22 protein-coding genes are annotated in these 26957 nt (G+C 63.4%); 11 read left to right on the top strand and 11 right to left on the bottom strand.

The features are described 5' to 3' along the window. Position 1 precedes the first annotated feature (1 nt). The 8 genes from zigA to rbfA all read right to left on the bottom strand — a co-directional run bounded on the left by zigA (position 2) and on the right by rbfA (position 8453). Positions 2-1216 (bottom strand): zinc metallochaperone GTPase ZigA, encoded by a 1215-nt coding sequence (gene zigA, locus MHM97_RS19120; protein ID WP_239324512.1) that lies wholly within the window; start codon positions 1214-1216, stop codon positions 2-4. 128 nt (positions 1217-1344) lie between these two features. Further along, positions 1345-3315, bottom strand: coding sequence for a TonB-dependent receptor domain-containing protein (locus MHM97_RS19115; RefSeq protein ID WP_239324501.1), 1971 nt, complete (start codon positions 3313-3315; stop codon positions 1345-1347). 198 nt (positions 3316-3513) lie between these two features. Beyond that, positions 3514-3783, bottom strand: coding sequence for a 30S ribosomal protein S15 (rpsO, locus tag MHM97_RS19110; protein ID WP_239324499.1), 270 nt, complete (start codon positions 3781-3783; stop codon positions 3514-3516). Between the two features lie 668 nt (positions 3784-4451). Then, complete coding sequence (locus tag MHM97_RS19105; RefSeq protein ID WP_255729992.1) at positions 4452-5438, bottom strand: calcium-binding protein; 987 nt, start codon at positions 5436-5438, stop codon at positions 4452-4454. Positions 5439-5589: 151 nt separating this feature from the next. Further along, positions 5590-6111 carry a DUF1643 domain-containing protein gene (locus tag MHM97_RS19100; protein ID WP_239324492.1) on the bottom strand — a complete coding sequence of 174 codons (522 nt, stop codon included), beginning with the start codon at positions 6109-6111 and terminating at the stop codon, positions 5590-5592. A 202-nt stretch (positions 6112-6313) separates the two neighbouring features. Beyond that, positions 6314-7222 (bottom strand): tRNA pseudouridine(55) synthase TruB, encoded by a 909-nt coding sequence (gene truB / locus MHM97_RS19095; RefSeq protein WP_239324491.1) that lies wholly within the window; start codon positions 7220-7222, stop codon positions 6314-6316. Positions 7223-7279: 57 nt separating this feature from the next. Continuing rightward, entirely contained in the window at positions 7280-8053 is a 774-nt protein-coding gene (locus MHM97_RS19090) for a phosphodiester glycosidase family protein (RefSeq protein WP_239324490.1), read from the bottom strand. A gap of 4 nt (positions 8054-8057) precedes the next feature. Beyond that, entirely contained in the window at positions 8058-8453 is a 396-nt protein-coding gene (gene rbfA / locus MHM97_RS19085) for a 30S ribosome-binding factor RbfA (RefSeq protein WP_239324489.1), read from the bottom strand. Between the two features lie 93 nt (positions 8454-8546). On the opposite strand from rbfA, the gene dapB reads away from it, so the two are divergent. Next, on the top strand, positions 8547-9356 hold the full coding sequence (gene dapB, locus MHM97_RS19080) for a 4-hydroxy-tetrahydrodipicolinate reductase (RefSeq protein WP_239324488.1): 810 nt from the start codon (positions 8547-8549) through the stop codon (positions 9354-9356). A gap of 119 nt (positions 9357-9475) precedes the next feature. Here dapB and MHM97_RS19075 read toward each other — a convergent pair whose 3' ends face one another. Continuing rightward, a complete protein-coding gene (locus MHM97_RS19075) occupies positions 9476-9670 on the bottom strand; it encodes a DUF1674 domain-containing protein (protein WP_239324487.1) in 195 nt (64 codons plus the stop codon). Between the two features lie 98 nt (positions 9671-9768). Here MHM97_RS19075 and MHM97_RS19070 point away from each other — a divergent pair, with 98 nt between their 5' ends. The 7 genes from MHM97_RS19070 to MHM97_RS19040 all read left to right on the top strand — a co-directional run bounded on the left by MHM97_RS19070 (position 9769) and on the right by MHM97_RS19040 (position 18596). Beyond that, positions 9769-11043 (top strand): RsmB/NOP family class I SAM-dependent RNA methyltransferase, encoded by a 1275-nt coding sequence (locus tag MHM97_RS19070; protein ID WP_239324486.1) that lies wholly within the window; start codon positions 9769-9771, stop codon positions 11041-11043. A 195-nt stretch (positions 11044-11238) separates the two neighbouring features. Next, a complete protein-coding gene (locus tag MHM97_RS19065; RefSeq protein WP_239324485.1) occupies positions 11239-12984 on the top strand; it encodes a heparinase II/III family protein in 1746 nt (581 codons plus the stop codon). Between the two features lie 24 nt (positions 12985-13008). Next, positions 13009-14598, top strand: coding sequence for a bifunctional phosphoribosylaminoimidazolecarboxamide formyltransferase/IMP cyclohydrolase (purH, locus tag MHM97_RS19060; protein ID WP_239324473.1), 1590 nt, complete (start codon positions 13009-13011; stop codon positions 14596-14598). Between the two features lie 19 nt (positions 14599-14617). Next, the gene (gene lspA, locus MHM97_RS19055; RefSeq protein WP_239324471.1) at positions 14618-15100 is read left to right on the top strand and encodes a signal peptidase II; all 483 of its coding nucleotides are present in this window, start codon (positions 14618-14620) and stop codon (positions 15098-15100) included. Positions 15101-15155: 55 nt separating this feature from the next. Beyond that, complete coding sequence (locus MHM97_RS19050; RefSeq protein WP_239324469.1) at positions 15156-15662, top strand: DUF3035 domain-containing protein; 507 nt, start codon at positions 15156-15158, stop codon at positions 15660-15662. Positions 15663-15795: 133 nt separating this feature from the next. Next, on the top strand, positions 15796-17226 hold the full coding sequence (locus MHM97_RS19045; protein WP_239324467.1) for a M16 family metallopeptidase: 1431 nt from the start codon (positions 15796-15798) through the stop codon (positions 17224-17226). Next, positions 17223-18596, top strand: a complete 1374-nt coding sequence (locus MHM97_RS19040; RefSeq protein ID WP_239324457.1) for a M16 family metallopeptidase — start codon at positions 17223-17225, stop codon at positions 18594-18596. The genes MHM97_RS19045 and MHM97_RS19040 overlap by 4 nt, the downstream gene beginning before the upstream one ends. A gap of 111 nt (positions 18597-18707) precedes the next feature. On the opposite strand, the gene MHM97_RS19035 is transcribed toward MHM97_RS19040, so the two are convergent. Then, complete coding sequence (locus tag MHM97_RS19035; protein WP_239324454.1) at positions 18708-21050, bottom strand: aldehyde dehydrogenase family protein; 2343 nt, start codon at positions 21048-21050, stop codon at positions 18708-18710. Between the two features lie 10 nt (positions 21051-21060). Then, positions 21061-22077, bottom strand: coding sequence for a deoxyribose-phosphate aldolase (gene deoC, locus MHM97_RS19030; RefSeq protein WP_239324452.1), 1017 nt, complete (start codon positions 22075-22077; stop codon positions 21061-21063). Positions 22078-22424: 347 nt separating this feature from the next. Between deoC and mutL the strand changes: the two genes are divergently transcribed. Genes mutL through MHM97_RS19015 form a run of 3 tightly spaced genes read left to right on the top strand, consistent with a single transcriptional unit; the run spans position 22425 to position 26916 of the window. After that, positions 22425-24356, top strand: a complete 1932-nt coding sequence (gene mutL / locus MHM97_RS19025) for a DNA mismatch repair endonuclease MutL (RefSeq protein WP_239324450.1) — start codon at positions 22425-22427, stop codon at positions 24354-24356. An 11-nt stretch (positions 24357-24367) separates the two neighbouring features. Beyond that, the gene (locus MHM97_RS19020) at positions 24368-25603 is read left to right on the top strand and encodes a DNA recombination protein RmuC (RefSeq protein ID WP_239324448.1); all 1236 of its coding nucleotides are present in this window, start codon (positions 24368-24370) and stop codon (positions 25601-25603) included. After that, positions 25600-26916, top strand: coding sequence for an adenylate/guanylate cyclase domain-containing protein (locus MHM97_RS19015; protein WP_239324446.1), 1317 nt, complete (start codon positions 25600-25602; stop codon positions 26914-26916). Before MHM97_RS19020 ends, MHM97_RS19015 begins: the two co-directional genes overlap by 4 nt. Positions 26917-26957 lie beyond the last annotated feature (41 nt).

Here is a 26957-nt window from a genome sequence, read left to right as displayed (position 1 = left end):
GTTACGCCGCCTGATCGGCCCGCCGCCACAGCGGGAAGGGATCGTCCAGATCCGCGTAGTCCGGCAGAGTCTCGGCCGTTGCTTCGCGGATCAGGCAAGCATCCAGTGTGGCCTTCAGGGCGGGCCAGTCGATGCCTGCGCCGATGAACACCAGTTCCTGACGGCGATCGCCAAAGGGCTCCTGCCAATGGGCCTGCATATAGTCACGCGCCTGCTGGTGGGTCGGCCAGCGTTCGGCAGGTACGGAGGCCCACCATGTGCCCAGCGGCGCCACGCTCGAAAGCGCCCCCGCGAGCGAAAATTCCGCCACCCACTCGGGACGGGTGGCAACCCAGAAATGGCCCTTGGCGCGGATCACGCCGGGCAGATTGCCGTTCAGCACAGCATGCAATTCACCGGGATCAAACGGCGCCCGCGCGCGATAGACAAAGGACGCGATACCGTATTCTTCGGTTTCCGGCACATGATCGGCAAAGCCGTATAGCTCCTTGGCCCACATCGGATGCTCGTGTGCCTTTTCAAAGTCAAACAGCTTGGTGTCGAGGATCTTGTCGGCAGGCACTTCGCTGAAATCGGTCTCGATGATCTCGGCATCGGCGTTGAGGCTGCGGATGATCTTGCGTGCGGCGTCCACTTGTTCGGGGCTGGCAAGGCTCACCTTGTTCAGCACCACCACATCCGCAAATTCCATCTGATCGGTCAGCAGATGCACGAGGGAGCGCTCGTCCTCTTCGCCCAGCGTTTCGCCCCGGTCTGCCAGCAGGTCGTGGCTGGCAAAATCCCTGAGCAGGTTCACCGCGTCGACCACCGTGACCATCGTGTCCAGACGCGCCACATCCGAGAGGCTCTCTCCCTCGGCATCGCGGAAATCAAAGGTCGCGGCGACGGGCAGCGGTTCCGAGATCCCGGTGGATTCAATCAGCAGATAGTCAAACCGCTGTTCAGCGGCGAGGCGGCGCACCTCCGCCAGGAGATCATCGCGCAGGGTGCAGCAGATGCAGCCGTTTGACATCTCCACCAGCGTTTCCTCGGTCTGGCTCAGGTCTGCGCCGCCCTCGCGCACCAGATCGGCATCAATGTTGACCTCGCTCATGTCGTTCACGATCACCGCCACCCGGCGGCCTTCGCGGTTGTTCAGGATACGGTTCAGAAGCGTCGTTTTGCCCGCTCCGAGAAAACCGGAGAGGACGGTGACGGGAAGGCGGGGATCGGACATCTGCGACTCCTGTGTGAAATGTTATAATGTAACAATCACGAAGTGCCAAAAGAGGCAAGCCCCCTATAATGTGAAAAACCGCGCCCCCTTCAGGGGACGCGGTGGGGCACTTCAAGCTGTGGTGCAGATCAGAACCGCAGACGTGCGGTCAGCGCAATGGCGCGGCCCGGTTCATTCAAGGCCACAACCCGGCTGCTGCCGATCCCGTCGGAGCTCCGGCTGGCATAGGTCTCGTCAAACAGGTTGCGCAGGTCCAGACGCAGCTCGAGGGCGTCGTAGCGTGCGGGCACATAGGTGGCGTAGAGATTGACAACCTCATAGCTCGGCAGGGTGGTGCCGGCCTCATCGTTTTCCAGCGCGATTTCGGCCGATCCACCGATGCGCCATTGCGAGGACAGGTCCATCCCCGCTTCGAGCGCGATGAGGTGCCCCATCGGACGACCGAGATAGTATGCGGTCGATCCAACAGCTGCGTCATCCACCTCCACATCGGCATAGGTCCAATTCACCCGCGCAAACCCGCGATCCCAGGTGTATTGCAGCGAGGTGTCGATCCCGCGGCTGCGCAGATCGGACAGGGCCCCACGCGCACCGCTGGACGGCAGCACCGCTGCGATGTCATCCACATTGGTCTGGAACAGCGCCGCGCTGGCCTTCCAGGCGCCATTGTCAAAGCGCAGACCGATCCGGCCAGCGTTTGCACGCGAGGAGGTGAACCCGGCGTAGTTCCACGCCCCTCCGAAGTTCACAAGCGCAGCCTCGCCCAGCTCGAAACCGCCCCAGGAGGAGGCCAGACCTGCGTTCAGCGACCAGGTGTCGGACAGCACGACATCAACGGTGCCGTTGACGCTCAGGCCGGTCTCGGAAAACTCGGACCCATCGGCGCCGGTAAACTTCTGCGTGTCGATGCGCGCACCATAGCTGACCGAGACCCGCGTGCCGATGTCCTGCCGGGCCTGCGCAAACAGCCCGATATTGCGGAGCTCTTCTTCGCCGCTGCTGCCCAGAGCGGGGCCGGGGCCCCGGCCTTCGCCCTCTGCCGTTTCCCGGAAAAAGTCGATCCCCGCGGTCACATTGCCCCCGGCAATGTCGAAGCGGTTCTTCAGCGTCCCGCTCAAGCTCTTGTTGACGCCATAGACGCCGCTGGCATCAATTTCCTGCGCGTTGTGGCTGAGCTGGAATTCGGGGTTCCAGATGCCGGTTGCCTGCGTGTTCCGGTAGGAGAAGGTGTAGGAGGTGCGTCGTGACAGCGCCTCGATCAGCGTGCTGTTGGTGCCGTTGACGCCCCAGAAATCCGGGCGGGTGAAGAACAGGCCACCCGGTCCCGGCTGCGCAGCCCGCAACCCCGTATCCTCGGTGCGCGAGGCGGCAAATTCGAACCGGTGCCCCTCAAGGCTTTCATAGGCGAACTTGCCCACATAGTCGGTCAGGTCGGCGCGGGTGCCGGTCACGGTGTTGCCGTCGCCATCCTTGTAGTCATCGCTGGTGCGGCGGGTGTGGCTCAGCACGTATTCAAACCCGCCTTCGATTCCGTAGATGGTCAGCGACCCTTCGCGGCTGTTGGCATTGCTGTCGGTTGACAGGCGCAGGCGGCCGCCAAAATTGTCACCGGCATCCAGCAGATCGCTCGCGTCCTTGGTCTCGTAGGCGACCGAACCGGCCAGGGCGCCCGCACCGGCATCCGCGGGGGCCAGACCTTTGCTGATCTCGACCTGTTTCAGCACCTCCGGATCCAGCAGCACATTGCCGGTGTGGTGAAAGGCGGATTTGTTCTGCCGCGCGCCGTCGATGGTGACGGAGAGCAGGCTTTCCTCGATCCCGTTCACATAGACCTTCTGCGCGATCGCTGCGCCGCCCCCGGTGGTGACTGCGCTCTCTCCGACAAAGACATCCTTTGTGGAAGAGGGGTTGCGCGCGGCGATTTCCTCTTCGGTGATTTCGTCGTTGCCCAGCAGCGCCTGTGCGTCCGGTGCTTCGACGCGAATGTCGTCGAGCATGAAGGCGTCGGTCAGATCCTGCGCCCCCGCCGCCGATGCAAGCGGTATGGCGGTGCCAAGCAGAAGGGTGGCGATGTTCCTCGAAGTGATGCGATGCATCATGATGTGTCCCTCACGGTTTTGTGGTCGCGGGGGAGGACGTCGGGGGACATCTTGCCTGGCTGATTATTGCACCCTCCCCTTACCCAGAGACGCAGGCGATGGCAACGCATGCGCCAGGGGAACATCGCCGCAAGTGCCAAAGGAAACGCCCGCTCCTGAGCAGGGCGGGCGTTCCTGATTGACAATGCTGAGGGCGTCTTAGCGACGGATGCCCAGCTTCTTGATCAGGTCAAGATAGCGTGCTTCTTCTTTCCCTTTCAGGTAGTCCAGCAATTTGCGGCGCTGGGCGACCATCTTCAGAAGACCACGGCGGCCGTGGTTGTCCTTCTTGTGGGTCTTGAAGTGCTCGGTCAGGGTGTTGATGCGCGAGGTCAGGATTGCAACCTGGACTTCCGGGGAACCGGTGTCGCCGTCTTTGGTTGCGAATTCTTTCATCAAGCGTGTTTTTTCTTCGGCAGTAATCGACATCGGGGTCTCCTTCATAAGATGTGTGTGGATGGCTCTGGCCGGGATGTCGTCCAGCACAGGCCCATGGAGTGCTCCACCCGGGATCACCATGTGATTCCGCAGCGGATGCGGGTGCCTACGGGATTTCACCGCGATTTGCAAAGGAAAAGGACGCGGCCTGCCTGGCAACCCGCGCTGCGAGGCGATCATGTCAGGGACCGGCCCGACACCTGAGATCCTGGGCGGGCGAAAGAAGTTGCCACCAAACGTTCCCGGTCTTGTTGTGACGTCATCGCCAGGCCGGTGACTGGCGGGACAGGGCGATGAACCGGTGCAAGGCGCCATTGGTTGCATGCCGGACCAGATCCCATGGTGAGGCGCTGTGCACCGGCAGTGCGGCTCCGCACAACGCCCTGCGCATCACAAGGCCATGGGCCGACACACGGCGGGGCCAGCCCAGCACCTGTCTTTGGAGCATGCCTGACACTGCGGTGCCGTGCAAACCGGCCCTGTGTTCCGAAGGAAATCCGTCACGGTATCGGAGCCGGCGCGGCGCAGGCCAGAAAGGCCTGCGCCGCGCCGGTCGCTTCGGGCAAAGCCCGAAGCGAAACACCTGTGAAACGGACTGCTGAAAACAGACTGCGCAAGCAGTGCTGAGAAGCGAGCCTGCCGTGGGCATGCCGGCGTTGTCACTCGGGCAGCGGGAGATAGGCGACATCCTCATCGCTGGCCTCGACCAACAGGATATCTTCGGCGCTCAGGTCTTCGGCGCCGGTGAGCCGCATGGCCTCCTCGCCGTCAAGTCGTATGATCCGCTGATCCGGATTGTCCGGGTCGTCGTCGACGTCCACGCTGGGCTCCCCCAGGGCACCATCATAGATCAGCAGCAACTGGTCTTCCGCGCTGTCGAAATCGATCAGGTCGACCTGTCCGCCGGCAATCCAGTCGCCCAACAGGATCTGATCGGCGCCATCTCCCGCTGTAACGACGTCGTAGGCGCCTGCGATCAGCGTATCAGCCCCGTCGCCGCCGTTCAGGAAATCGGCGGTGTCGCCATCATCGGCCCCATTGAGGGTGTCATTGCCTTGCCCACCGAAAAGCACGTCCTGTCCGGCCCCACCAGCCAGGACATCATCCCCGTCGTTGCCATGCAGGGCATCTGCGCCGGCCTGCCCCGTCAGCGTGTCCTGACCGACCCCGCCGTGCAGCGAATCCGCACCGGTTCCGCCGGTCATCCGGTCGTCGCCAAATCCCCCATACAGCGTGTCGTCGCCCTCGCCGCCGTCGAGCGTATCCGTGCCATCTTCGCCGTGCAGCGTATCATCGCCGCTGCCGCCGAGCAGGCTATCGCTGCCCTCGCCGCCAAAGATCTGATCCCGGCCATCGCCACCATCAAGGGAATCGTTGCCGCCATATCCGTGGATCTGGTCGTCCCCGTCGAGCCCCAAGACCGCCTCGTCAGCGGCGGTGCCGGAAAGGTGGTCGAGATCGGACGTCCCGGTCATCACCGCGTTCGCGCCATCATCCTGGGGCGTGTCGGTGTCTGGCTCATCATCGCCGCTTGCGCCGGACAGAAACACATCAGGGGACACGATCGTGCTCCCCCCCGCTTCGCTGCCTGCGTCGGGGGCATTGCTGTCATCTTCGTCATCCTCATCGGATTCGAAGTCGATCATGACCGCGCTGCCAACAGCAACGATCCCGAGAATACTGGCTAACCACAACACTGTACTGGTCCACTTCGTTCCAGCTACGACACCAGTTTCGAGTGTGACACACCCCGTTGCCCATCTCAAAACAAAACAGGAACATGGGTTAACAATCTCCTTATCGCGTGGACTGGTCCGGCCAAAGCAACGGCGTCTGCGCATAGGGAATATAGAGCGGGTGTTTGGGATGGCCGGCTTTGCTCAGGCCCAGGTGGTGCAGAGGGCGGCCCGTGGCACGCAGGCGAGTGGCAACCTCGGGACCTTGATTGCGATGCGCGCCATGGGTGCCCCACGCACAGATCACCATGTCCGCCCAATCCACCCCGGCAAGCAGCACCGACATATTCTCCGGTCCTTCGGGATCGGGGGCCGCACGCATGTCGCGGGGATCGGTGGCGCGATAGGCAAAGATATTGGTGGCCTGAAACCCGCCAAACCCTAAGGCCCGTGCGCGCCTTTCGCAGCGCTCGATGGTGGGGTCGTTCTGCACCTCGGTGGCTTTGGATGGGTTGAGCATCACAAACATCACCTTTTGCCCATGAGGCTCCCAGACGCGTGTCAGGCTGTAGCGATAGGTTTCGCAGTCCGAATAAAGGGCGGTGGAGGGCGCGTCGCCCTTGATGTGATGGCGGGTGATCATGGTGAGGGTTTTGGCGTATCGCTGCGCGCTGCGCAATTCCCTATGGAAATGGCCTGATCTCGCGGTCGCATTGCGGCATTTGTAGGTCAACGCATATGACCCATTGTTTCGCGTGCGAAACAATGGGTCAGCGTTTTTTTCCTATCATTTACATGATGTTAACGGATGTGCCGCGGAGGTGATGCGCCTGCGTGATGGCGTGTCACTCCTGATTGAACACCCGCGATGGATGCAATTCACCTGCCTTGTAGATCCCGACGGCAACCGCTTTGCCCTCAAGCGACGCCCATGCCTCGTCGCCGTACTCCACGTCCGATGCGATCACCATGCCGGGGTTGCCGTTTCTGAGCCGGGTTGCGCCCTGTGGCGTGCATTTCAGTTCCGGCAGATCCGCAAGCCCTTCTTCGAGCGGCCGCAGGAACTGATCGATCTCGGGCGACTTTGCCAGATCGTCAATCTGTTCCAGCGTGACGCCGTCCTCGGCATCAAACGGGCCGGACCAGATCCGACGCAGTTCCTGAACATGGCCGAGGCAACCGAGTTTCTCGCCCAGATCTCGGGCAATGGACCGCACATAGCCGCCCTTGCCGCAGGTCATCTCCAGCACCACGTGGTCCGCGTCGGGGCGGTCCAGCATCACCAATTCCTCAACCCAGAGCGGGCGGGAGGACAGCTCGACCTCTTCGCCATCCCGGGCGAGTTTGTAGGCGCGCTGGCCGTCGACTTTCACGGCTGAAAACTTCGGCGGTACCTGCTGGATTTCGCCAATGAATCCAAGCAACGCCTCTTTGATGTCTTCATCCGAGGGACGCTCGGCAGAGGTTGCAATTACCTCGCCCTCGGCGTCATCTGTGTTGGTCGCGGCCCCCAGCGTCACCGTGAACGTATAGGCTTTCATGGCGTCGGTGATGAAGGGAACGGTCTTGGTGGCCTCGCCCAGAGCGACGGCCAGAACGCCGGTGGCGTCGGGGTCGAGTGTGCCGGCGTGACCGGCCTTCTTGGCGTCAAACGCCCAGCGGACCTTGTTGACCACAGCGGTCGACGTGAGGCCTGCGGGTTTGTCCACCACCAGCCAGCCGGAAATGTCGCGTCCCTTGCGTTTGCGTCCCATGAATGTCCCCAGAAATGTCGGATAAGGCGCGCGAGGTAGCGCAGCGCGGGCAGGCTGTCAATTCTGCAGCGTGCCTGCGTCGTCCTCTGCGAGATCCTCCACCACGCCAACCACAGGCCCCATCATGAACCCCGCATCAGAGCGGTTGAGGTCGGGGGCGTGCAATCGCGAGATATTGCCATCAAAATAGAGCGCCTGCGGCAGGTCTAGATGATCGCGAAACAGGCTGGCAAAGTCGTGGAAGTTCACCGTGTTGCGCGAGATCGCAAAAACCACGCGGCGGCCATCGGCGCTGGTGCCGACCCCGTTGCGGATATAGCGGGAATCGCTGTCTTTCAGAAATCTCGGATGCAGCTCTCCGTCGATAACCAGCATCGGCCCGGATTGGGTGGCGCTGGTGCAGCTGGGCGTGCTGGCCTCGAAGGCAAGCGTTTCGATCACATCGGCGCGGCCTTCGCGCAGGCAGAACACGCCATTGGGCACGAGCCCGAAATTGCCGGGGCCGGGATTGGTGACCAGCCGCATTTCCTCGTTGCCATCCTCGACATAAAGCCCGACCGGGGAGCGATCCGTGTGATACATCCCCGCATTGGTGGCAAAGGTGAGGGTCTTGTTCTCGGCCGCGAGGCGGTCTTCGATGGTGGAGAAATGCCCCATGACCGCGCCGGTGTCATCACGCAGGAACAGGCGCAGGTCTTCGCGGCTGGCATCCACTTCGCACAGGGAATAGCGATTGCCCTGATAGCTCTCGTCGCGGCACTCGACCGCCGCGCCCTGTCCCGCCCAGAGGGCCAGACCCAGAAGCAGGCTCAGCGACCGGCGCACGCGCATCGCTTCAGTCCTCGATGTCGCGGCGCACCGCATCCTGATTGAACAGGCGCCGGGTGTCATCCATCCGATCAAAGGTCTCGTCGATCTGGAACCGCAGGTCCGGGGTGAATTTCAGCCCGGTCTTCTTGCCGATCATGCGCCGCAGTTCGCTCTTGTTGCGGGCGAGCAGTTGCAACACGTCCTCCTGACCCTTGCCGCCCAGGGGCAGCACATAGGCGGTGGCAATCTTCAGATCCGGCGAGGTGCGCACCTCGCCGACGGTGATGGACAGACGGTTCAGGTCCGGGTCGTGAATGTCGCCGCGCGCCAGCACCTCGGAGAGGGTGCGGCGGATCACTTCGCCGACGCGAAGCTGACGCTGGGAGGGGCCGGGGCCGTCGTGGAATTTGTTCTTAGCCATGAGACTCGATCTATGCCGAAAGCCGCCCTTTGCCAAGCGGTCCTCGTCAGGGTAGGAGGAATCCAGCGGATAGTCCAATCAGAGAGTAAAGCCATGACGGATAAACCAGGGATCGTGATCACCGGCGCTTCAGGGCGCATGGGGCAAATGTTGATCAAGACGGTGCTGGAGAGCGACAAGGCGGAGCTTGCCGGCGTGGTGGAACGTCCAGGTCACGATTGGGTCGGTCAGGACATTGGCATCGCCATGGGCGGCGCGGCGCTTGGCGTGGCGGTCACCGACGATGCGCTTGGAGCCTTCTCTGCGGCGCAGGCGGTGATCGATTTCACCGCACCAGAGGCCACTATCGCCTTTTCCAAGCTGGCCGCGCAGGCAGGCTGCGTCCATGTGATTGGCACCACCGGCATGAGTGATGAGCAGATCGCAGCATTGGACCCTGCCGCCCGCGACACCGTGCTGGTGCGTGCGGGCAATATGTCGCTTGGGGTGAACCTTCTGGTGCAATTGACCAAAAAGGTTGCGGCGGCCCTGGATGAGGAATTCGATATTGAGGTCATTGAGGCGCATCACCATCACAAGGTCGATGCGCCCTCAGGTACGGCCTTGATGCTGGGCGAAGCAGCGGCCGAGGGCCGGGGTGTCAAACTATCCGATGTCGCGGACCGGGGCCGGGACGGCATCACCGGGGCGCGCAAGAAAGGCGACATCGGCTTCACCGCCATTCGCGGCGGCGACATTGTGGGCGAACATGATGTGCTGTTTGCGGCGGCTGGCGAACGGATCGTCCTGCGCCATATGGCCACCGACCGTGCGATATTTGCACGTGGCGCGCTCAAGGCCGCGCTTTGGGGACAGGGCAAAGCGGCCGGTGCCTATGATATGATCGACGTGCTTGGCTTGTGAGGATCATGGGCCGCCCTTGCGGGCGGCTGCCTCCGGCGGGGATATTTAGAAGAAGATGAAGGGCTTATCGTTCTTCTAACCTGAATTGTCCCGGCGTGAGCGCCCCTGAGGCGCCAAACTCAAAAATCAATCGCAATGCCTTTTTTCTCCCAATCGCCATAGCGCGCTGGGTCAGGGCCATCGCGGCCTCCCAGTTCGGTTGGCTGGGGGGGGTGCGCCTCACGGGCTTTGCGGCGTTCCTCGGCCTCGGCAAGGGCGCGCTGGGCGGCTGCGGGCAGATCCTTTGCCCGTTGGGATTCGGGGGCGTCACTCATGGGGGCTTCTCCGCAGGGTGGGTTTCTTTATCCTGACACCATGATATACGCCCGCGTCCGCTATGGACAAGCCGATCCCCGATCAGGAGCCATCCGCCATGACCGACCGCCCCACATCTGCCTCTGACGCACGCCGTGCGGCTGTAACGCTTCTTGATAAGGTTCTGGGCGAGGGGCTGTTGCTTGCAGAGTGTCAAGCGCAGGTGCTGGAGCGGCTGGAGCCTGCGGATCGCGCGCGCGCGCAGCGATTGGCGCTGGACGTGTTGCGATCCCTCGAACGCGCGGATCGGGTGTTGGCGAAACATCTGCGCAAGCCCCCCGCGCTTCATGTCAGAAACGCATTGCGTCTGGGAACAGTCGAACTGTGTTCTGGCGGGGCTGCACATGGGGTGGTGAATGATATCGTCAATCTGGTGGCGCGTCATCGCCGTCACGCCCAGCTCAAGGGGCTGGTCAACGCGGTTCTGCGTAAAGTGGCGACAGATGGCCCGACCGAGTGGGTCAAGCTGCGCGTGCCACGATTGCCGAAATGGCTGCGCAGCCCATTGGCGCAAGCCTGGGGCAGTGACGCTATGCTGGCCATCGAGGCTGCGCATTTGAAGGGCGCGCCGCTTGATCTGAGCTTTAAACCAGGCGCAGATCTCTCGGCGTTGGGGGGTAAGCCAATTCCGACAGGTAGTTTGAGATTGGACGACGCGGGGCAGGTCTCGGCGTTGCCGGGCTATGCGCAAGGCGATTGGTGGGTGCAGGACGCAGCCGCAGCCCTGCCTGCCCGTTTGATCCATGCGCAGGCAGGTGAACGGGTGCTTGATCTCTGTGCAGCACCGGGGGGCAAGACGTTGCAGATGGCTGCGGCGGGGGCCGATGTGACAGCGCTTGATATTTCCGAGAGCCGTCTGGCGCGTCTGCAGGAGAACCTGACCCGCACGGGGCTCTCGGCGAATGTGATCGCGGGGGATGTGCTTGCGCAAAAGGGGCAATACGATGCGGTTCTGCTGGATGCGCCCTGTTCCGCGACGGGCACCATCCGCCGCCACCCGGATCTGCCCCACGCCAAGGACGGGGCCGGTTTTGGCGCCTTGATCGAGTTGCAGGCGCAGATGCTGGCGCATGCGTGGACATTGGTGCGGCCCGGCGGGCGGCTGGTCTATTGCACCTGTTCTTTGTTGCCGGATGAGGGCGAGTGCCAGATCGAGGATGCATTGGAGATGTTCCCTGAGGCCCGGATCGGCGACAGGGTTCAGGCACTCGAAGGCATTGAGCCGGCTTGGATCACCGAGGAAGGCGGCCTGCGTCTTCGGCCGGATTATTGGCCCGAGATCGGCGGCATGGACGGGTTCTACATGGCGGAACTCGTCAAGGCCGAGCACTGATCACAACGCTCAGAAATGCCACCGCCTGCGCCCGAAGGGCGCCGGGCCCAACGGGAGCGGATCATCTCTGCATGATCCGGCGACGGGCGGGAGAGTTTGCCGTGATGCCCTACAGAGGGCAGAGAGCGCATGACACCCGGCGGCAGGCGCGTTATCCTCTGGCCAAAACGCCAAAGGCGTGTGAGGCAAGAGTGCATGTCCAGATATGATCGAATGGCCAGTCGCGGCACGCGGCTGCTGAACCATTATACCGCCTGGAAGGCGCGCAAGCAGCCTGCGGCCACGGGGTTTGTGTCCCAGCCGGAGCCGCGCACCATTGGCAGTTTTGCCCGCGGGCGGCAGCTTGTGGCGGGCAACCTGTTGTTTGCGGGCTATCTGGTCGAAAGCGCCACCACCGGGCTCTGGGATGTGGATTCACCTGATTTTGCATTCGAGGCAGAGCGGCAGGGCTGCACCTGGCTGGACGATCTGGCCGCCGTGGGGGACATCAAGGCGCGCAAGAAGGCGCAGCATTGGGTCTGGGGCTGGATCGATGAATTTGGCAATGGCACAGGGCCGGGCTGGTCGCCGGATTTGACCGGGCGGCGGGTGATTCGATGGATCAACCACGCGCTGTTCCTGTTGAGTGGTCAGGACAAGGCTGCCTCTGATGCCTTTTACCGCTCGCTGTCGCAGCAAACCTGGTTCCTCGCACAGCGCTGGAAGGGGGCATCCCCCGGCTTGCCACGGTTCGAGGCGCTGACAGGGCTGATTTACGCCGGGCTTGCGCTCAAGGGCTGCGAGGAACTGGCGGATCCGGCGGTCAAGGCGCTTGCTCAGGATTGCGCGATCCAGATCAATGCCGACGGGGGCCTGCCGACCCGCAACCCCGAAGAGCTGCTGGATGTGTTCACCCTGCTGACCTGGGCGGCGGCGGCGCTGCATGAGGCGGGGCGATCGGTGCCGCGCGAGCATCATGCAGCCCTCGACAGGATCGCGCCGACCCTGCGCGCCCTGCGCCACAGTGATGGCGCATTGGCGCGGTTTCATGGCGGTGGACGCGGACAGGAGGGCTGGCTTGATCATGCGCTGGCGGCTTCGCAAGTGCCTGCGCGCCCCTTTGAAGGCCTTGCGATGGGGTTTGCCCGACTGTCTGCCCGGCGCACCTCGATCATTGTCGATGCCACAGTGCCCCCGGTTGGCAAGGCGTCGTATAATGCGCATGCCTCCACATTGGCGTTTGAGCTGACCTCGGGGCGGCGTCCCTTGATCGTCAGCTGCGGCGCGGGGGAGAATTTCGGTCTGGAGTGGCGTCGGGCCGGGCGGGCGACGCCATCGCATTCGGCGCTCTGTGTCGAGGGGCATTCCAGCGCGCGGCTGGCCTCGCCACAGAAGGGCACCGGCCATGAGTTCCTGATCGAGCCGCCCACCGAGGTGCCGATCGAGCGGGATGACCTGGATGACGGGTATCGTTTCCAGGGCGCCCATGATGGCTATGCCAGACATTTTGGCGTGACGGCGGCCCGCTCGCTGGAATTGTCGGTGGATGGGCGCATGCTCTCGGGCGAGGATATGTTGCTGGCGCTGGATGGCGCGGCCAAGAAACGCTTTGACAAGGCGCTGGATGCGGGCGGCCTGAAGGGCATCGGCTTTGATTTGCGGTTCCATTTGCACCCGGATGTGGACGCAGCCCTTGACTTGGGCGGCGCGGCAGTATCCATGGCGCTCAAGAGTGGGGAAATCTGGGTATTCCGTCACGACGGTCAATGCGATCTGAAGCTGGAAACCAGCGTCTACCTGGAAAAGACCCGCTTGAAGCCGCGTCAATCGCTGCAAATTGTCCTGTCGGGCCGGGCCATTCAATACGCGACCCAGATCCGCTGGACCCTCAGCAAGGCGCAGGAAACGGCCGTGGCCGTGCGCGATCTGGCCCGCGACGAACCCATGGCTTACGAAGAGTGAACCTGAACAAGGATTCTGACACCGATGACCGACCTCCACCCCGTCCGCCGCGCCCTTCTGTCCGTCTCTGACAAAACCGGGCTGATCGAGCTGGGCAAATCCCTCGCTGAGCGCGGGGTTGAACTGCTCTCGACCGGTGGCACTGCAAAAGCGCTGCGTGATGCGGGTCTCTCCGTGAAAGATGTGTCGGAGGTCACCGGCTTCCCGGAAATGATGGACGGTCGTGTGAAGACCCTGCACCCGATGGTGCATGGCGGCCTGCTGGCGCTGCGCGACAATGACGCCCATGTGGCGGCGATGACCGAGCATGGCATCGGCGAGATCGACCTGTTGGTGGTGAACCTTTACCCGTTTGAAGCGGCGCTGAAGCGGGGTGCGGCCTATGACGAGATGATCGAAAACATCGACATCGGCGGCCCGGCGATGATCCGCGCGGCGGCCAAGAACCACGCGTTTGTCAACACCGTGGTGGATGTCGAAGATTACGGCGTACTGCTGGAAGAGCTGGACCAGAATGATGGCCAGACCTCCTTTGCCTTCCGTCAGTGGCTGGCCCAGAACGCCTATGCGCGCACCGCCGCCTATGATGCCGCCGTATCAAACTGGATGGCCGGTGCGATCGGTCTGGAAGCGCCGCGCCGTCGGGCCTTTGCCGGTCAGATCGCCCAGACGCTGCGCTATGGCGAGAACCCGCATCAGGAGGCGGCCTTCTACACCGATGGCACCGAGCGGGCAGGCGTGGCGACCGCGCAGCAGCTGCAGGGCAAGGAACTCTCCTACAACAACATCAATGACACCGATGCGGCTTTTGAACTGGTGAGTGAGTTCGCGCCTGCCGACGGCCCGGCGGTGGCGATCATCAAACACGCCAACCCCTGCGGTGTGGCGCGCGGCACAACCCTGCTGGACGCCTATAACAAGGCGTTCGACTGCGACCGCACCTCTGCCTTTGGCGGTATTGTGGCGCTCAACATGCCGCTTGACGCGGAAACCGCCGAGGCGATCACCCAGATCTTTACCGAAGTGGTGATTGCGCCGGGTGCCTCTGATGAGGCCAAGGCGATCTTTGCGGCGAAGAAAAACCTGCGCCTGCTGATCACTGAGGGTCTGCCCAACCCACAGGACGCAGGCCTGACCACCCGTCAGGTCTCTGGCGGCATGCTGGTGCAGGACAAGGACGTTGGCCACCGCGCCATGGATGACCTCAAGGTGGTGACCGAAAAAGCGCCGACCGATGAGCAAATGGCGGATCTTCTGTTTGCGTGGAAAGTCGCCAAACATGTGAAATCCAACGCGATCGTTTATGTGAAGGACGGCCAGACCGTCGGCGTGGGCGCCGGCCAGATGAGCCGTCTGGACTCGGCCACCATCGCCGGCGTCAAGGCGCAGCGGATGGCGGATGCGATGGAGCTGCCGGAGAGCCTTGCCAAAGGCTCTGCCGTGGCATCCGATGCGTTCTTCCCCTTTGCGGATGGTCTGATGGAAGCGGCGTCCAATGGCGCGACCTGCGTCATTCAGCCCGGCGGGTCGATGCGCGATGACGAGGTCATCAAGGCCGCCAATGAGGCCGGTCTGGCGATGGTCTTCACCGGCATGCGCCACTTCCGTCACTGATCCCGGAGTCTGATCTGATATGCGGAGCTACGCGCTTATTCTCGCAGCCATTTTTGCGCTGATCGTGGACCAGGCGACCAAGATCGCGGTCGTGTTCGGCCTTGATCTGGTGACCCGGCTGCGGATCGACGTGGCTCCGCCGCTCCTGACCTTTCGCTACGGCGAAAACCGGGGCATCAACTTTGGCCTGTTCGATGGCCAGAGCGACGCCAGTCGCTGGATCCTGATCGTGATTTCACTGGTGATCTGCGCAGCGGTGATCCTGTGGGTACGTCGCAGCCATGGCCAAAGCCGGATCATGCAGGTCTGTGCGGGGCTGGTGGTCGGCGGGGCCCTGGGCAATGTGCTGGATCGGGGTCTGTACGGCTATGTGCTTGATTTCCTGAACATGTCCTGTTGCGGTATTCAGAACCCCTTTGTTTTCAATGTTGCGGATGTGTTCATTTTTGCCGGGGCGGCGGGGTTGATCCTGTTCGAAGGCCGCGCGAAAAAGCCCGCGTGACCTCCTGCGCGATTTGCGCTAGAGGTGAGCGAAACGTCGAAGAGGACCGCGCCCCATGCGCTTTGTGACCGCACCTATCATCCTGGGTTCCGTACTGCTGCTGACCGCCTGTGGTGACAAGCCGCTGCATGATCTCGATGCGCGGCGCAACAGCCCTGACGAATTCCTGGTGTTGCCGAGCAAACCACTGGAAGCGCCGGAAAACTATGCCGCATTGCCGGAGCCCACGCCCGGGGGCAGCAATCGGACGGATCGCGACCCCAATGCCGAGGCCATCGTCGCATTGGGCGGGCGCCCGTCCGGCACCGGTATCCCTGCCGGAGACGGGGCGCTGGTGACGGCAGCCAGTCGCTATGGCGTGGAAGGCGACATTCGCGAAAGCCTGTCTGCCGACGATGAGCAACGGCGCAAGCGGGCAAAGATCTTTGCCAACATCAAGCTGTTCCCGGTCGACCGCTACGCGGAAACCTATGAGCGTCAGGCGCTGGACCCGCAGGATGTCAGCACCGCCTATCGCCGTGCCGGGGTCCCGACCCCCTCCGCGCCGCCAGAGGGCGAATAATCCTTCACAATTTCGGCAAACCGGCTTGTGGCTGACGGCAGGCGCCGTAACTTGAGCTTTGGCAGACATATGTGACTCTGCCCCGGGGCACGCACCGCCTGCGCCCGGGTGATGGAATTGGAGGATTGGAACTATGACGTCTATGGCAGCGATTCCGTCCGGGGTTCGGACCTGCTGGCGGGCTGCGCTCTGTGCCCTGATGCTCTCGACGGCAGGTCTTGGTGTGCCTGTGGTGTCCGCACAGGAGATTGCTGCCAGCGACAGCCAGACCAGCGCCGAGAGCGGGGTGGACATGGTGACCACCTTTACGCTGGACAACGGCATGATGGTGGTGGTGGTCGAGGACCACCGCGCCCCGGTGGTGCAGCATATGGTCTGGTACCGCGCGGGCTCGGCGGATGAGCCTGTCGGCCAGAGCGGTGTGGCGCATTTCCTCGAACATCTGCTGTTCAAGGGCACCGATACGCTGGAGCCCGGAGAGTTGTCCGCCACGGTTGCGCGCAATGGTGGCCGCGACAATGCTTTCACCAGCTACGATTACACGGCCTATTTTCAGCGTGTTGCCGCCGACCGGCTAGAGCTGATGATGCAGATGGAAGCGGATCGGATGCGCAATCTGCGCCTGACCGAGACCGACATCGTCACCGAGCGCGAGGTGATCCTGGAAGAGCGCAACCAGCGCACCGACAATGATCCCAGCGCCCTGTTCCGCGAACAGATGCGGGCGGTGCAGTATCTCAACCATCGCTACGGGCAGCCGGTGATTGGCTGGCGCCACGAGATGGAAACCCTGTCGATGGAGGACGCGCTGTCCTACTACGGCACCTACTACGCGCCCAACAATGCGATCCTCGTGGTGTCAGGTGACGTGCAACCGGATGCGGTGCGCGAACTGGCGGACACCTATTATGGCGTGATCCCGGCCAACCCGGAGCTGCCGGAGCGGCTGCGCAGCGAGGAGCCGCCGCAAACCGCGGCGCGGCGTCTGACGTTCGCCGATGCGCGCGTCTCGCAACCCTATGTGCAGCGGTCCTATCTGGCGCCGGAACGCGACAGCGGCAGTCAGGAGAAAGCGGCGGCGCTCTATCTGTTGTCACAGTTGCTGGGCGGTGGCAGCACGTCGTATCTGGCCAATGCCTTGCAGTTCGAACAGCAGGTGGCGGTCTATACGGCGGCCTTCTATTCCGGGGTATCGCTGGATGATACCACATTTGATTTTGTGATCGTGCCCGCCGACGGCGTGACGCTTGAGGACGCCGAGGCCGCGCTCGACCGGACCGTGCAGCAGTTTCTGGCCACCGGTGTCGACAGTCAGCAGCTGGAGCGGATCAAACTGCAACTGCGGGCGTCGGAAATCTATGCCCGCGACGATGTGGACCGCATCGCCAACCGCTACGGTCGCGCCCTTACGTCGGGGCTGACGGTCGAGGATGTGCAGGACTGGCCGCGCGTGCTGCAATCCATCACGGAGGATGAGATTATTGCCGTCGCACGCGAAGTTTTGCGCCCCGAGGCCTCTGTCACCGGTTACCTGATCCAAAGCCAGCAGGAGGCTGACCAATGAGCCGGACCACAACATCCGCCCGTGTGCGCGCCCTTGATCTGCAACCGCTGAAACGTGCCCTTTTGGCGCTGGTGATCGGTGTCGCACTGCTGTTTGCCGCGCAGGTGGCGCGGGCTGAGATCGACATCAAGGAAGTCACCTCGCCCGGCGGGATCAAGGCGTGGCTGGTCGAGGACCACAGCATTCCTTTCTCCGCGCTGGAGCTGCGGTTTCGCGGCGGCACGTCGCTGGATGCGCCCGGCAAACGCGGGGCCGTGCATCTGATGGGCGGCCTGTTGGAAGAGGGAGCAGGAGAGCTGCGCGCGCAGGACTACGCCCGTGCGGTCGAGGCTCTGGCGGCCAATTTTTCCTATGATGCCGACAAGGACATGGTCGCGATCTCCGCCAGTTTCCTGACCGAAAACCGCGATGAGGTGATGGAGCTTCTGCGCCAGACCATTCAGGAGCCACGTTTCGATCAGGATGCGCTGGACCGGGTGCGGGCCCAGGTGCTGGTGGGGCTGCGCTCTGACCAGACCGATCCCAATGCGATTGCCGGCAAGACCTTTGCCAAGCTGGCGTTTGGCGACCACCCCTACGGCAGCAGCGGCAAGGGCACGGTTGAGAGTGTTTCGGAGCTGACGCGGCAGGACATGTTCGCCGCGCATGAGGCGGTGTTTGCCCGTGACAGGCTCTATGTCAGCGCTGTGGGGGATATCACCCCCGAAGAGCTGGGGACGATCCTGGACGATCTTCTGGGGGCACTGCCCGCCGAGGGCGCGCCGATGCCCGGCCCGGCGGAGGTGCTGCTGACCGGTGGCACCACGGTGGTGCCCTTTGCCACGCCGCAGTCGGTGGCGCTTTTTGGTCAAGAGGGTATCGACCGGCACGATCCGGATTTCTTTGCCGCTTATGTGCTGAACCAGATCCTCGGCGGTGGGTCTTTTGAGACGCGCCTGATGCAGGAAGTGCGCACCAAACGCGGCCTCACCTATGGCGCCTACAGCTATCTGGTGCCGCGTGATCTGGCCTCGACCTATATGGGGTCCTTTGCCTCTGCCAATGAGAAGATGGCCGAAGCGGTCGGTGTGGTGCGCGACCAGTGGCAGGCCCTGGTCGAGGGCGGTGTGACCGAAGCGGAACTGCAGGACGCCAAGACCTATCTGACCGGTGCCTACCCCTTGCGGTTCAATGGCAACAGCCAGATCGCCTCGATCCTGGTATCGATGCAGATGGATGATCTGCCCACGGATTATGTGGTCACCCGCAACGACAAGGTCGAGGCGGTGACACTGGAGGATGTGAACCGGGTGGCCAAGGAACTGCTTGATCCCGAGGGGCTGCGGTTTGTTGTGGTCGGAGAGCCCGAGGGGCTGAGGTCCACCGATTAAAACCCGTGGCTCTGCGCCCGTGCTTTGGTCCGGGCGGGCGCCAGTCAATAAACAAAAACGGCGCGGTTCCACATCGGAGCCGCGCCGTTTTTCTGTGTCAGGGGGAATGAGTTACTCGCCGTAGGGAATCCAGACGGTTTTCACCTCGGTCGCCGCCTGCAAGAACCGTTTGGAGTGGTCGCGCGACCAGTCAAAGGCGCAGGCATTGTTGACCCAGGTTCGCTTGAGGTTGCCGGCGGAGGCGGCCTCGATCGTCTTCGACAGGTCGGTGGAGGAGAAGCTCCAGACCGCGTCGATGTCGAGGTGCTTGGCCATGGTGTCGCCGAGATCCTTGTGTGCGCCGGTGAGGATGTTCACCACACCCGCAGGCACGTCAGAGGTCTCAAGCACCTGATAGAGATCCGTGGCCGCCAGCGGGAAGGCCTGGGACGCCGCCAGCACCACCCGGTTGCCCATGGCAATGGCCGGGGCCATGGCAGAGATCAGACCCAGAAGCGGCGCTTCATCGGCACAGAGGATGCCGATGGTGCCCACGGGCTCCTTCATGCCAAGCGCCACGCCCCGGATCGGCACGCCATGCGCCAGCCCGTCGTATTTGTCCGCCCAGGCGGCAGCAGAGAACAGCCGTTGCAGCGAGGCTTCGACCTCCGCGGCACCGTCGCCCTTGCCCGTCATCGCATCGATGCGCGCGGCAAATTCCCCGGCGCGGGCGGCGAGGTTCTCGGCCAGGTAATACAGGATCTGCGCGCGCAGGTGGCCTGTGGTCTTGGCCCAGCCTTTGGCGGCATTGGCGGCTTCGACCGCGTTGCGCACATCCTTGCGGCTGCCTGCGCCCACGTGGCCCAGCAGGTCGCCTTTGGGGCCATACACGGCGCGCGCATAGCCGCTGTCGGGGCGGGCCTGCTTGCCGCCGATGTACATCTTGGCCGTGCGGTCGATACCGGTCGGGGCAGCCCTCTTGTCGCTGCCTTCAAACGCCGCGACAGGTTTCAGCGGATCTGTGTCGCCGATGGGTTTGGTATAGGCCATGAGCCCCTCCACCCCACCTTCGCGGCCAAAGCCGCTTTCGCGCACGCCGCCAAAGGGGGCGGCGGCGTCGAACATGTTGGTGCCATTGACCCAGACCACGCCCGCGACCAGCTTGGGTGCGATATCCAGCGCCAGGTTGACGTTCTCGGTCCAGAGCGTCGCGGCCAGCCCGTAGCGGGTGTTGTTGGCCAGCTCCACCGCCTCGGATGGCGTGCGGAACGTCGTGGAGACCAACACCGGGCCAAAGATCTCTTCCTGCATCAGCGGGTCGGCAGGCGACAGCCCCTCGATCAGGGTGGGCGGGAAGAAGCAGCCCGTGGCCGGCATGTTGATGGCGGACTGGTGCACGGTGCAGTTCTTGGCGGTTGCGACCAGCCGGGTGATTTCGGCATGTTGCACCGGGTCCACCACGGCGCCCACATCGATACATTTGTCGAGCGGGTCGCCCAGCCGCAGCGTTTTCATCCGTGCGCGCAGTTTCTTGTGAAACTGCTCGGCGACGCTTTCCTGCACCAGCAGGCGCGAGCCCGCGCAGCAGACCTGGCCCTGATTGAACCAGATCGCGTCCACCAGACCCTCGATCGCGCTGTCCTGATCGGCGTCGTCAAACACGATGTAGGGGCTCTTGCCGCCCAGCTCTAGGGTTAGGGCCTTGCCGGTGCCCGCGGTGGCTTCGCGGATTTTGCGCCCCACCGAGGTGGAGCCGGTGAAGGCGATCTTGTCCACGTCGGCCTTGACGATCATCTCGCCCACGGCGCCATCGCCGGTGACGATGTTCACGACCCCTTTGGGCAGGCCGGCCTGGCGGCAGATGTCGGCAAACAGCAGCGCGGTCAGCGAGGTGTACTCCGCCGGTTTCAGCACCACCGTGTTGCCCATCGCAAGCGCGGGCGCCACTTTCCAGGCCAGCATCAGCAGCGGGAAATTCCACGGAATGATCTGGCCGCAGACCCCGAGCGGCTCGCGGTCCGTCATTTCCGCGTCCATCAGCTGGGCATGGCCCGCGTGGTGATAGAAATGCCGCTGCACAAGCGGAATGTCGATGTCGCGGCTCTCGCGGATCGGCTTGCCGTTGTCCAGCGTTTCCAGCACCGCAAACAGGCGGCTGTGTTTCTGCAACAGGCGGGCAATGGCATAGAGGTAGGTTGCCCGACCAGAGCCCCCCATCGCGGCCCAGTCATCCTGGGCGGCGCGGGCGGCTTTGACCGCGGCATCCACGTCTTTCTTGGTGGCCTGGGTCAGCTCTGCCAGCACCTCTCCGGTTGCGGGGTTCTTGCTCTCGAACCCTTTGCCCGGGGCGGTGAACTCCCCGTTGATGAAATGGCCGAAGCGGCTGCCCTGGTCGACCAGCCAGGCATAGACATCAGCGGCGCTTTCGGGGGCGGAGCCATATTCCATGGTGTCGAAGATCTCTTTGATTGTCATCGGTTCTTCCTCACGCCATCGGGTGGCGGTAGCCAGCGGAATAGGCGCCGGTCACGTGGTGTTCGAGCTGGCGTTCGATATCGCCAAGCAGGCTGGACGCGCCAAAGCGGAACAGGTCGGGCTGCACCCAGCGCTTGCCCAGCTCTTCTTTCATGAGCGCAAGATAGACCAGCGCATCCTTGGCCTTGGAAATGCCGCCAGCGGGTTTGTAGCCGACATGAAAGCCGGTGCGCTCGTAATAGTCGCGAATGGCGCGGATCATCACCAGAGACACGGGCAGGGTGGCATTCACCCCTTCCTTGCCGGTGGAGGTCTTGATGAAGTCGGCGCCCGCCATCATGCAGATCATCGAGGCCCGGGCGACGTTGCGCAGGGTGCCGAGTTCGCCGGTGGCCAGGATCGCCTTGACGTGGGCGTCACCACAGGCGGCACGAAAGGCTTTCATCTCGTCATAGAGCGCCTGCCAGTTGCCCGAAAGCACATGGCGGCGGGAAATCACGATGTCGATCTCGGTGGCCCCGGCCTTGACGCTTTCCTTGATCTCTTCCAGTCGCAGGTGAAAGGGCGACAGACCGGCCGGAAACCCGGTGGAGACCGCAGCGACCGGAATCTGGGTGCCATGCAGGGCGCGGACCGCGGCCGGGATCATGTCGTGGTAGACGCAGACCGCGCCGGTGGTGATCTCTGGCATGCCAAGCTGCGACAGGATGTCGGCGCGGACCGGTTGGCGAGCCTTGGCACATAGGCGGCGGACCCGCGCTTCGGTGTCATCGCCGGCCAGGGTCGTCAGATCGATGCAGGTGACGGCCTTCAGAAGCCACGCGGCCTGATGGTCCTTCTTGACCGTGCGGCGGCCGGGCAGGCTGGCACAGCGGCGTTCGATGGCGGAGGTATTGGCCTCCAGCCCCAGCGCCCAGTCCAGATCGAGTGCGACACCGGGATTGCGGGGCAGGGCGCTGTCGGAGCCGTGACCGGAGGTCGGTGCAGCGGCTTTGGCGGCAGAGGCTTCTGCGATTTGGCTGTCCATGTGCGGGAGTCCTCAAAAGATTTGCAGATAAAATCGCACGTCCACCCCCGCGATTGCAAGCTTGCGAAGCAGGATCTGCGATAAAATTTGACCAAAAGGACAAAAAAGGGGTTGGTGTGCAGGGTGTTCCGGGGCGCCCGTACGCCGATGTTGATAGGGTCATCGCAGGATCTGCTATGCTCGCGTCACTATCGGCGTGGCAGGAGGCGTGTGGGCGCATCCCGCATCGCCAGCGGACAGGGCCGGACGGCGGCGATGCGCCGAGGGGCCGGTTCCCGTTGCCAGCTGCGTCCGATACGCGTATTCCGGGTGGCAGAATCGTGCGCTCACATGCTAAATCTTGGGTCATGGCTACGATCGACCCCCAAATCAGCGAAAACCCTGTCTCCCAAGCGATAGAGACCCACCGGCCTGTCATTCGCCAGCTGGACGACAGCGCCATCAACCGCATCGCTGCGGGTGAGGTGGTCGAACGCCCGGCCTCCGCCGTCAAGGAGCTGGTGGAGAACGCCATCGACGCCGGGGCGACCCGCATCACGGTCGAGATCGCAGATGGCGGCAAGACGCTGATCCGGGTGACCGACAATGGCTGTGGCATGTCGCCTGAAGATCTGCCGCTTGCCCTGTCGCGTCATGCGACGTCCAAGATCGACGGCTCGGATCTGCTCAATATCCACACATTCGGGTTTCGTGGCGAGGCCCTGCCCAGTTTGGGCGCGGTTGGCCGTCTCACCATCACCAGCCGGGCGGAGGGCCATGACGCGGCCCAACTCCGCGTCGCGGGCGGACATATGGAGCCAGTGAAACCTGCCGCGCTGCGTCAGGGCACCATCGTGGAGCTGCGCGATCTGTTCTTTGCCACGCCTGCACGGCTGAAGTTCATGCGCACCGACCGCGCAGAAACGCAGGCGATTTCCGACACCGTGAAGCGACTGGCGATGGCGGAACCTGCCGTGGGCTTCACCTTGCGGGATGTTTCCGGCGGCGGTGAGGGACGTGTGACATTCCGCGCCGACCCCATGAGCGGCGATCTCTTTGATGCGCTGCATGGCCGGCTTGCGCATGTGATTGGTCGCGAATTTGCAGAGAACGCGCTGAAGATCGACGCGACGCGCGAGGGCATCCGCCTTTATGGCTATGCAGCGCTGCCGACCTATTCGCGCGGGGCTGCGGTGACGCAGTTCCTGTTCGTGAACACCCGGCCGGTGAAGGACAAGATGCTCACCGGCGCGCTGCGGGCGGCCTATATGGATTTCCTCAGCCGCGATCGACATCCGGCGGCAGCCTTGTTCATCGATTGCGATCCGACGCTGGTGGATGTGAACGTCCACCCGGCAAAATCCGAGGTGCGGTTTCGCGATCCCGGACTGGCGCGCGGGCTGATTGTCTCCGCGTTGCGCCATGCGCTGGCGGACGCTGGCCACCGTGCCTCCAGCACTGTGGCGGGGGCGACGTTGGGCGCGATGCGGCCCGAGCAACCCACCGCGACGGGAGCGCCGAGGGTCTATCAGATGGATCGGCCGTCCCTGGGCGCACGCAACAGTTCTTATGCGGCGCAAGCCCCCGGTCAGCCGCCCGCACCGTCCTGGCCTGCGCCGCCACCGGCGGAACCTGCCGGCTTTGCCGAGATGTCCGGCGCCTACAGTGGCCGTCTGGTCGAAGACGCCGCAGCAGAGCCAGAAACGCACCCGGTCGAGGATCTGCCCTTGGGCGCGGCGCGCGGGCAGGTGCATGAAAACTACATCATTGCCCAGACCCGCGACGGTATGGTGATCGTCGACCAACATGCCGCGCATGAACGGCTGGTCTATGAAAAACTCAAACACCAGATGGCCGAGAGTGGCGTTGCCACCCAGGGGCTGCTGATCCCGGAGATTGTCGAGCTCTCGGATGGCGATTGCGCGCGTCTGCTGGACGTGGCCGATGATCTGGCAAAATTCGGCCTCGGGATCGAAGCCTTCGGCGGCAGTGCCGTGGCCGTGCGCGAAACTCCGGCCATTCTGGGCGAGGTCAATGCCGAGGCGATGATCCGCGACATTCTGGATGAACTGGCCGATCAGGGCGACAGCCAGTTGGTACAGGCGCGGTTGGAGGCGATCCTGTCGCGTGTGGCCTGCCATGGCTCGATCCGCTCCGGGCGGCGGATGCGCGGCGAGGAGATGAACGCGCTTCTGCGCGAGATGGAAGAGACGCCTCACTCCGGCCAGTGCAACCATGGCCGCCCAACCTATGTGGAACTCAAACTCGCTGACATCGAACGCCTGTTCGGTCGCAGCTGAAGGAATATCTGATGCAAGGCATGGACTCCGCCATCGCCAATATGGACTCGCTGGGAATGATCCTGCTCGGGGCTGCCGTGGGGGTGGTCCTGCTGTTTGTTCTATTGATCCAGTCGATGCGCAATTCCGCACGGGCGGCGCGCGCCATCGAGCCGCTGACCCAGCAGATGAGCACGCTTGGACAGGTGGCGCAGCAGTTGTCCTCCGGGCAGGAGGCGCTGCGCGGCAATTTGCAGACCGTGTCGGATACCCAGGCCAATGCCCAGTTGCAGATCCTTCAGACCATGGAGGCCCGGCTGGGCGACGTGCAGCAGCGCATGAACGACCGGCTGGCCGAGAATGCCATGAAACAAGCCCGCGCCATGACCGATATGCAGGAGCGCATGACCGAGAGCCTGCACGGCAACGCCAAGCGCACCGCCACCTCGCTGACGCAATTGCAGGAACGGCTCGCGGTGATCGACAAGGCGCAGGACAATATCACCAAACTGTCAGGCGATGTGTTGTCGTTGCAGGACATCCTGTCGAACAAGCAGACCCGCGGGGCGTTCGGAGAAATCCAGCTCAATGACATCGTGTCAAAGGCGCTTCCCAGCGATGCCTATGCGTTTCAGTACACGCTGTCGAACGGCAAGCGGGCGGACTGCCTGATCCATCTGCCCAACCCGCCGGGACCGATCGTGATCGACAGCAAGTTCCCGTTGGAACCCTATGAGGCGCTGCGCAATGCCGAGACGCAGGAGGAGCGGGCGCAGGCGGCGCGGCTTCTGAAGGGCGCGCTGCGCAAGCATATCCGGGACATCTCGGAGAAATACATCCTGGATGGCGAAACCGCCGACGGGGCGCTGCTGTTCCTGCCGTCCGAGGCGGTCTATGCGGAATTGCACGCGAATTTCTCCGACGTGGTGCGCGAGGGGTTCTCGCTCAAGGTCTGGATCGTGTCGCCCACCACCTGCATGGCGACCCTCAACACCATGCGTGCGATCCTGAAAGACGCACGCATGCGCGAACAGGCCGGCGCGATCCGCAAGGAACTGGGCCTGCTGCACAAGGATGTGGAGCGCCTCGGCGACCGGGTCGGCAATCTCGACCGGCATTTCAACCAGGCGCAGAAGGATATCGCCGACATCAAGATCAGCGCCGACAAGGCCGGGCGGCGGGCGCAGCGGCTCGACAACTTTGACTTTGAAGAGCTGAACCCCGAGAGCGTGTCGCAGGTGGTGGCGCTGGAGCGCCCGGGCGAATGATGCGGCTGCCACGTCGCCGGATAGCGCCGGATGCGGCGCTGCTGCGCGAAGCGGAACTGCGGGCGGAAAAGGTCGTTTCGATCCTGCGGATCTTTGTGGCGCTGGGCTTGATGGTGGTGTTCTTCCTTGCGGTCGGGGAACCCCCGGAGGAAATCGCCGATTTCCTGCGCAGGCAGTGGATCTTTGCGGTCCTGTCGATGGTCTTGTATCTGGCCCTCGGGGTGTTCAGCCTGTGGCTGGCCCGCAGCGGACGGTTTCGCCGCTGGATGGTCTGGCCGGTTGTGACGCTCGATTGCCTGTTCATGCTGGTGAATGCCTGGGTGGGGCTGGAGAATGTCTCCATGCCCGGAGCGCTGACATTCCTGTTGCCACCTACATGGCTGGTGCCGGTGGTGCTGGCCTTTGCGGTGCTGCGGTTCAATCCCTACCTTCAGGCCTATTGCGTGGCCCTGATCGTCGGCGGGCTGGGCTATCTGAGCTTTGTCAGCGAGGTGACGGTCTCGCCCGATATCGCCGATCGGGTGAAACACCTGGTGTCGGTGCCGCCCAATATCGTGCGGCTGACGATGATCCTGCTGGCGGGTGTGGTTCTGGTGGTGGCCGCGGCGGCGCTGCGGGATCTGTTGCATCGCGCGCTGATCGAGACGGAGAAACGCCTGCTGCTGACGCGCTATTTGCCAGCACGGCTGGCAGATCGGGTGCAGGGCGAGAACCTGGACGACATGCGTCAGGAACAGCGGCAGGACATGGGGGTGATGTTCGTGGACATTCGCGGCTTTACCTCCTGGGCCGAAGGGCGCGATCCGGCGGAGGTTGGCGCCTTTGTCACGGAGTACCGTACACGCGTCCAGCGCGCCGCGCGCGAGACCGGTGGCATGGTGGACAAGTTCATCGGGGATGGTGCGATGTTGTTGTTTGACGGCGAGGGCGCACCGGACCGGGCATTGAACTGCGCGCGGCGTCTCTCGGATGAAATGCACGATTGGTCCGATGCGCGGCTGCAAGACGGACGCAGCGCCGTGCATGTGGGGATCGGGCTGCATTGGGGTGAGGTGTTTTCCGGCGTGGTCGGTGATGAGGACCGGCTGGAGTACACCGCCCTTGGCGACACGGTGAACATCGCGGCGCGGCTGGAGCAGATGACCAAGACCTGTGAGATGGAGATCATCGTATCGGGCGCGGTGCTTGAGGCGGCAGCGGAGCCCGCGCGCGAGGGCTGGATTGCGCTGGAACCGGCGCCCTTGCGCGGGCGCAGCCAGCCGCTTGCCCTCTTTGGACGTCAGGCGCGCATGCGTGAGGCCGGTATGGCCTGATTTGCTGTAGATCAAGGTCGCGGCCTGCCATGGGTGTCACT

This window comes from Epibacterium sp. Ofav1-8 (assembly GCF_022348185.1).
Classification (GTDB): domain Bacteria; phylum Pseudomonadota; class Alphaproteobacteria; order Rhodobacterales; family Rhodobacteraceae; genus Epibacterium.
This window is presented reverse-complemented; position numbering and strand designations above follow the sequence as displayed.